8 protein-coding genes, 1 other RNA gene and 1 riboswitch are annotated in these 6,930 nt (G+C 34.8%); of the genes, 7 read left to right on the top strand and 2 right to left on the bottom strand.

Going from position 1 to position 6,930, the window contains the following annotated elements:
* Window positions 1–27: 27 nt before the first annotated feature.
* From rnpB to ACZQCL_RS00510, 4 genes are all read left to right on the top strand, one after another.
* An RNA gene (gene rnpB / locus ACZQCL_RS00525) (RNase P RNA component class B) lies at window positions 28–371 on the top strand.
* A gap of 75 nt (window positions 372–446) precedes the next feature.
* Window positions 447–560: riboswitch (FMN riboswitch) on the top strand.
* Between the two features lie 87 nt (window positions 561–647).
* The gene (locus ACZQCL_RS00520) at window positions 648–1,286 is read left to right on the top strand and encodes an ECF transporter S component (protein ID WP_270490934.1); all 639 of its coding nucleotides are present in this window, start codon (window positions 648–650) and stop codon (window positions 1,284–1,286) included.
* Window positions 1,287–1,293: 7 nt separating this feature from the next.
* Window positions 1,294–1,749: a pyridoxamine 5'-phosphate oxidase family protein gene (locus ACZQCL_RS00515; protein ID WP_117571086.1), complete on the top strand. Its 456-nt coding sequence runs from the start codon at window positions 1,294–1,296 to the stop codon at window positions 1,747–1,749.
* Window positions 1,750–1,929: 180 nt separating this feature from the next.
* Window positions 1,930–2,868 carry a magnesium transporter CorA family protein gene (locus ACZQCL_RS00510; protein WP_270491652.1) on the top strand — a complete coding sequence of 313 codons (939 nt, stop codon included), beginning with the start codon at window positions 1,930–1,932 and terminating at the stop codon, window positions 2,866–2,868.
* Window positions 2,869–2,920: 52 nt separating this feature from the next.
* On the opposite strand, the gene ACZQCL_RS00505 is transcribed toward ACZQCL_RS00510, so the two are convergent.
* Window positions 2,921–3,397, bottom strand: a complete 477-nt coding sequence (locus tag ACZQCL_RS00505; RefSeq protein WP_154556507.1) for a COG2426 family protein — start codon at window positions 3,395–3,397, stop codon at window positions 2,921–2,923.
* 148 nt (window positions 3,398–3,545) lie between these two features.
* Here ACZQCL_RS00505 and ACZQCL_RS00500 point away from each other — a divergent pair, with 148 nt between their 5' ends.
* Together ACZQCL_RS00500 and ACZQCL_RS00495 are read left to right on the top strand one after the other, a co-directional pair.
* Window positions 3,546–4,130, top strand: coding sequence for an HdeD family acid-resistance protein (locus ACZQCL_RS00500; RefSeq protein ID WP_158551029.1), 585 nt, complete (start codon window positions 3,546–3,548; stop codon window positions 4,128–4,130).
* 11 nt (window positions 4,131–4,141) lie between these two features.
* Window positions 4,142–5,332, top strand: a complete 1,191-nt coding sequence (locus ACZQCL_RS00495; RefSeq protein ID WP_117571090.1) for an iron-containing alcohol dehydrogenase — start codon at window positions 4,142–4,144, stop codon at window positions 5,330–5,332.
* A 12-nt stretch (window positions 5,333–5,344) separates the two neighbouring features.
* On the opposite strand, the gene ACZQCL_RS00490 is transcribed toward ACZQCL_RS00495, so the two are convergent.
* Window positions 5,345–6,277: a DUF1002 domain-containing protein gene (locus tag ACZQCL_RS00490; protein ID WP_118116727.1), complete on the bottom strand. Its 933-nt coding sequence runs from the start codon at window positions 6,275–6,277 to the stop codon at window positions 5,345–5,347.
* Between the two features lie 132 nt (window positions 6,278–6,409).
* Here ACZQCL_RS00490 and ACZQCL_RS00485 point away from each other — a divergent pair, with 132 nt between their 5' ends.
* Window positions 6,410–6,808 (top strand): metal-dependent transcriptional regulator, encoded by a 399-nt coding sequence (locus tag ACZQCL_RS00485; RefSeq protein ID WP_117571092.1) that lies wholly within the window; start codon window positions 6,410–6,412, stop codon window positions 6,806–6,808.
* The last annotated feature ends 122 nt before the right edge of the window (window positions 6,809–6,930 follow it).

Genomic DNA, 6,930 nt, shown 5'->3' with positions numbered 1-6,930 from the left:
TATTTAATCAAAGCGAAGAATAGTGAATTAAATCGGCAGTCGCTGGCTACTTAGATAGTTAGAGGAAAGTCCATGCTCGCACAATCTGTGATGATTGTAGTGTTTGTGTTAGATGAATAAATAAGTCTAGGCAAGTTATTGCTTGACGGCTGTTTTGTTTGCTAAGGGAAACTATGTAAACAAACTTTAAAAGTGCCACAGAGACGAATCTATATGGAAACGTATAGGGTGGAACGGGTAAACCCCACAAGCGAGAAACCCAAATTTGGTAGGGGAACCGGCTGGAATGAAACGAAAGGAAGGCTGGATAGCTTTATGCTATAGATAAATGACTGTCACCACGCAAGTGGAACAGAACATGGCTTATGATTTAAGGATACTACAAAGAGCAATTTAATTTGCTCTTTTTTTTTACTTGAAACAAGTGTATACTGAATTTGCATAAATTAAATCTTCAGGGTTGGGTGAAATTCCCTATCGGCGGTAAACCCCGCGAGCATTATGCATGAACTGGTGCAATTCCAGTGGCGACAGTATAGTCTGGATGGAAGAAGATGTTTTTATATATTCTTTTGTATATTTAAACGCGCCTAGGGGATTTTCTTTAGGCACGTTTTTTTAGTTGATATATGAAGGGATGATGATTTATGAGTTCAACAAAGAAACTAACAACGATTGCGATCTTAAGTGCGATGGCAATGGTTTTAAACTTATTGATACAATTTCCAATTGTACCAGCCGTATCTTTTCTAAGCTACGATCCAAAAGATATCATTATTGTGATTGCAGGATTTATTTATGGTCCTATGACATCTTTTATTATGAGTCTATTGTGTTCGTTTTTAGAAATCGTATTCCGTGGAGGAAATTTATTAGATGTTTTGATGAATGTGATTTCAACTTGTACATTCGCATGTGTTGCAGCCTGCATCTATAAGTATAAACACTCTAAAAAAGGAGCTATCATCGGCTTGGTATTAGGAACTGTATGCTGCACATTGAGTATGACATTATGGAACTACATTATTACACCAATTTATTATCAAATGCCAAGAAGTGCAGTGGTCGGTATGTTACTTCCAGGTATTGTTCCATTCAATATTATTAAATGTACATTAAATGCAGCCTGTGCAATGTTGATCTACAAACCACTTGTAAATGCACTGAGAAGCACGCAGTTTGTTCCACAGTCTAATACAAGTGAAGGACTTACAAAAGATGTGGGAATTGTCAGTGCATTTATTATTGTATCAATTGCAGTTTTAATATTAGTTATGAAAGGTTAGGAAAAACATGGAACTTTTAGAAGCAAAAAAAATTATGGATGAAAAATTAGGGGATTATAAAATCATGGCTTTGGCTAGCTGTGTGGATGATTATCCTATGGTAAGAAATGTAAGTTGCGTTTTCTACAATGACAAGATTTATTTTAAGACAGACAAAAACTTTAGAAAAACACAACAATTGTTCAAAAATGATAAAGTAGCTATGTGCTTTAATGGAGTGCAAGTAGAGGGAACAGCTAAAAACTTAGGTTTGGTTGTTGATGAGCCAGGACGTATTTTTGAAAAGAAATATAAAGAATTTTTGTGGCAAAGCTATAATGCATATTCACACATTGATACAGAAATCTTAATTGAAGTGACTCCTAAGTTTGTGGAAATTTGGGATGAAGATGAAAATCGTAATGCATTCCAGTTATTTATTGATTTTGACAAAGAAACAGTTGAATACAAACCTTATGACTAGTTTATACTAGTCATTTTTTTGTGAAAATTCACGAGATTTTGACATGGATATGATACAATAATTAATGTATGAAAGTAGGTGAAAACATGTCTCCAGACCCGAGTTATTATAATTATGAAAAAACAAATACGTTCGGAGACATGAGATTTGTCTTCGTTTAAGATATAAGGAGGACAAATTGTGTTAGAATTTTATAAAACGTTTGAAGATGGAACACGCAGAATTGCAGAACCAGAACCAGGATGCTGGATCAATGCGGTTGCACCTACGGAAGAAGAAAGAAATTTTTTGATTGAACAAATAGGAATCTTACCTGAATTTGTAAAATCTTCGTTGGATGAAGAAGAAAGTTCACATATTGATTATGATGATGATTTTAGACAAGTGTTGATTATCTTTGACTACCCAAGTGCAGAAAATGAAGATGATGATTCAATTGATTCAACCTATTCTACATTGCCAATTGGTATTGTGATTTTAAAGGGGTATGTTGTGACAATCAGTTTATATGAAAACTGGAGTATTTTAGAAATGTCACAAGGTAGAATAAAAGGTATGGATACACGTTTAAAAACAAGATTTTTCTTACTTTTGGCATTGCGTATTTCACAACGTTTCTTGATTTGTTTACGCCAAATTGACCGCTTATCAAGTCGAACAGAAACGCGTTTGCATCAGTCTGTAGAAAATGATGAATTGATTGAAATGTTAGGCTTAGAAAAGTCATTGGTTTACTTTTCAACATCTTTAAAATCAGATGAGGTTACATTAAGTAAGATTATGCGTGGGAAACAGATTCAATTATATGAAGAGGATGAAGATTTGTTGGAAGACGTAATGATTGAAATCCATCAGGCCATCGAGATGTGTAACATTTACTCAAACACAATGGCAGGTACGATGGATACGTTTGCGAGTATTATTTCTAATAATATGAACATTGTCATGAATAAATTGACTGTAATCACAATTGTTATGGCTATCCCAAATATTATTTTTGGATTCTATGGGATGAACGTACAGTTGCCATTCCCATTTGTATGGTTTCCAAGTTTTGTAGCTATTTTAGCTTGTGTAATTGCGACTGTTTATTTTTTCAGGCACAATATGTTTAAGTAAGGTTTGATTTTTTTTCAAACCTTTTTTCTTTTAGATAAAAGAAAAAGCACTATTAGAATAGTGCTCCAAGTGCTCCAAACAATCCCATACTCGCAAGAGCCATGATGATACCAGCTAAAATGACACCTAACATAACGGCTAGTACACTCGATTTGAAATTCATATCTAAGATACTAGCGGCAAGTGTACCAGTCCAGGCTCCTGTTCCTGGTAATGGAATACCCACAAATAATAATAGGGCTACAAACAATCCTTTTCCTGCAGTGGCTTGTAATTTTTTACCACCTTTTTCACCTTTTTCTAGACACCACGTAAAGAAATTTCCGACAACTGGCTTGTCAGCTCCCCAGACAAGAATCTTTCTGGCAAAGAAATAGATGAAGGGAACAGGAATCATATTTCCAATAATCGCAATTATATAATATTGTATAAATGGTAATCCCATTCCGGCTGCGATTGGGATGGCTCCACGAAGTTCAATAAGGGGTACCATAGATACAAAAAACACAATCAGGTATTTTTTAAACATTTAAAATCTCCTTTTTTTCGACAAGTAAAAGTTTATCATTGATGACATAAATTTACAATAATAGACAGAATTTGAAATGTGTCTAGCACTACGACGTTGAAAGTGCTAAAAATAGTGTTATACTGAAATCATAAAGGAGATGTTACTTATGAAATGGTTTGATTCTGATTATGATTATATTGATGAATTCACAACACAATGGAATGAAAGGTATAAAAAGGCTAAAAGAATGAGTATAATATTAAGTATAGTATTGATTCTTATTGGTATTTTATGTTTTGCGTTTCCAGAAAAGGTATTCACAACGATTCAAATTATCGCAGCCATTGGCTTGATTGTTTGGGGTGCATGTGAAATTTATTCATATATCACAACAACCTTCTTCTTTAGAGATGCAATGTGGCTAGCCAGTGGTATCTTAAATATTTTGCTAGGTTGTTTATTATGCACGATGCCAGTTACAATTACTGTAAGTACATTGACATTCTTGTTTGCATTTGTGCTATTGGTTAATGGTATTCAAAAGATTACTTGGGGGTCTAGACTTAGTTTCTTTAGAGTGATCGATACGAAATATTTAAGTTTGACAGGTTGGGTCAATCTGTTGTTAGGTATTATTTTTTTGGTAATGCCATTCCAAAGTGCTTTAGTCATTAATTATATTATTGCGACCTATTTGGTTGTGGCTGGTCTTAGCTTGTTGATTGAAGCTGTTTCAATGAAAAAGATTTAAAAGGGGTAAACATGGAAAAATTTAAGTTTTATGCACCAACAAAAGTGTATTTTGGTAAAGATGAGGAACAAAGGGTTGGAAAGATTTTACAAGAATATCATCCGAAGAAAGTATTGATTCATTATGGAGGGAAAAGTGCCATTCAATCCGGTCTTTTGGATCGAGTGAAAAAGGCACTTGATGAAGAAAATATTGCCTATTGTTTGTGTGGAGGTGTTGTTGCCAATCCACTACTTTCAAAGGTGAACGAAGGAATTCAAATTTGTAAAGAAGAAGGAGTTGACTTTATTCTTGCTGTTGGTGGAGGAAGCGTTTTAGACTCAAGCAAAGGCATTGCGTATGGCGTTTATAATGAGGGTGCTGTCTGGGATTATTACGCAAAAAAGAAAAAGGTGAAGGGTGCTTTACCTATGGGGTGTATCTTAACACTATCCGCAACAGGCAGTGAAATGAGCAATTCAAGCGTAATCACAAATGAAGATGGTAATCTGAAACGTGGTTTAAGCAGTGATTATGGATATTTTAAATTTTCTATTTTAAATCCAGAATTAACATATACTGTATCTCGATATCAAACAATGTGTGGGTGTACGGATATTATTATGCATACATTGGAACGATATTTTACGCCATACCAAACATTGGATTTGGTAGATCAAATGGCAGAAAGTTTAGTCCGTACTGTCATAAAAAACGCAAAAATTCTTTTAGAAGATCCTTCTAACGAGCAGGCACGCTCTGAAATTATGTGGGCAGGTAGTGTTTCACACAATGACATGACTGGAGATCGCTCTTTAGGAGATTGGGCTTGCCATCAATTGGAACATGAATTAAGTGGAATGTTTAATGTAGCACATGGTGCAGGTCTTGCGGCCATTTGGGATAGTTGGGCAAATCATGTATATATGGAAAATCCAACGCGATTTGCCAAGCTTGGACATCGTGTGTTTGGCTTGGATGATTCGGATACATTATCTTGCGCTTTGAATACTATTGAAAAGATGGAAGAATTCTTTAGAAGTATCGGCATGCCGACAAGTATTCAAGGATTGTTAAAACGTAAGTGTACAGAACCGGAATTGTATGAATTAACATACAAATGCAGCTTTGAGCATACGCGCACAATTGGAAAATTTAAAGAGTTGGATGAAATGGATATGCTTGAAATATATCGTATGGCAAATGAAAAGGAAGTCGCTTAAGACTTCCTTATTTTAGTTAAAGAGACTTTTAATGAAGTTAATAATCTTGTCAAACCATCCTTCAGATTGGGCTTTGTTGAATAATCCAGATAATTGATTTTTTAAACTGCCAGACAATTTGTTTAATTGATTTAATACTTCTTGTGAGTCAATAGCTGAAGTGTTTTGATATTTCTTGGCGAATGCAATCAATTTATCAATATCGTCTTGAGAGATGATGTCACTTAAATTAAATTTCTTCAAAGCATCCTGTACGACTTGTTCAACTTGTTCGGTAGTTGCAGCACTACCTTGGTTCTGTTTGATTTGGGCAAGCTCTTGTTTGATTTCTACTAAAGCCTGATCTAAGCGGGCAGAGTCAAAATTAGAATCGTCCGCATTATTTTGAGCAATTTCGTTTGTTGTTTCAAGCTCATCTTGTGCAACTTGTGTACGATCTGGATCTAGTGTTTCTCCGTTAGCTTCTAACGCTTTGTAAACACCAGTTAAAGCAGATTCTCCGGTTACTTTTGAAACGGAAGCAACATCGATTTCAACATCACTGACACCTGCTGTAATTGCGGCGTTGGCATATTGGTTGGATGTGATCTTTGTGATATTGCTTTGTGTGATGATCTTTACTTTTACACCTGTACCAGAATCTTGTTTTTGAACCATAACACTTGAAATTAAACTGGATGTATCTCCACCAGCAATTCCTAAATAGTTGTATAAGTCGTTGGCATCAACACTTGTTTCGTAGACGTTATTTGTATCTTCAATATCAAATAATTCACGTGTACTTTGGATTTGATCTTCACTTAAACCACCACCATATACAACGGTTGGTTTACCCCATTTTTCATCTATAACAGATGTATCGATTGCGAATACGTTCGTGGCAGTGGCTGAAATGCTCATAACGGCTGCTAGAGATACGCCTAATAATTTATTACATTTAAACATTTTTTGTTCTCCTTTTGCGTAAATTTACTTTACTAGTGTATCTTAACTTTATTTTTTGTGCAAAAGTTTTGAATCTTATGTGAAATTTTGTTATACTTTTATGGTAAGTTAAAACTAACCGGAGGAATAGAAATGCAGCTAACACAATCTCAGGAAGATTATTTAGAAACAATATATGTATTAAAGTCTCAACAAGAGAATGTTCGTGCTATTGATGTGGCGGCAGCTCTAGGTTTTTCTAAGCCGAGTGTTTCACATGCTTTGAAAGACTTAAAAGAAAAAGAATTGATTTATACGGATAAAACAGGATATTTATTCTTTACAGAACAAGGACAAAAACAGGCGAGTCAAGTGTATGAAAGGCATATTTATTTTAAGAATCAATTGCTTCATGCTGGTGTAGAACCTGTTCTTGCAGAAGAAGAAGCTTGTCGTATGGAACATACAATTAGTGAAGAGAGTTTTAAAAAATTAAAGGGTAGTAAATGCGTGCGCTCATGTATTGACTGCAAGGGGGACGATTGTAAGTAAAAAGCGTGAATAGTTCACGCTTCAGATTGTTGACAAAAGCCTATACCTTTTCGTAAGGACATGGGCTTTTTATTGTATATAGGCAATTTTCGAAATGAAATTGTCTTTTTTTGTATATTTTG

The organism is Holdemanella sp. (assembly GCF_056804935.1).
The sequence above is the reverse complement of the archived record's forward strand: the minus strand, read 5'-3'. Positions and strand labels throughout refer to the sequence as shown.

Coding starts and splice junctions, on each gene's coding strand:
- ACZQCL_RS00520 (WP_270490934.1), top strand. CDS start 648: ATGAGTTCAACAAAGAAACTAACAACGATTGCGATCTTAAGTGCGATG.
- ACZQCL_RS00515 (WP_117571086.1), top strand. CDS start 1,294: ATGGAACTTTTAGAAGCAAAAAAAATTATGGATGAAAAATTAGGGGAT.
- ACZQCL_RS00505 (WP_154556507.1), bottom strand. CDS start 3,397: ATGTTTAAAAAATACCTGATTGTGTTTTTTGTATCTATGGTACCCCTT.
- ACZQCL_RS00500 (WP_158551029.1), top strand. CDS start 3,546: ATGAAATGGTTTGATTCTGATTATGATTATATTGATGAATTCACAACA.
- ACZQCL_RS00495 (WP_117571090.1), top strand. CDS start 4,142: ATGGAAAAATTTAAGTTTTATGCACCAACAAAAGTGTATTTTGGTAAA.
- ACZQCL_RS00490 (WP_118116727.1), bottom strand. CDS start 6,277: ATGTTTAAATGTAATAAATTATTAGGCGTATCTCTAGCAGCCGTTATG.
- ACZQCL_RS00485 (WP_117571092.1), top strand. CDS start 6,410: ATGCAGCTAACACAATCTCAGGAAGATTATTTAGAAACAATATATGTA.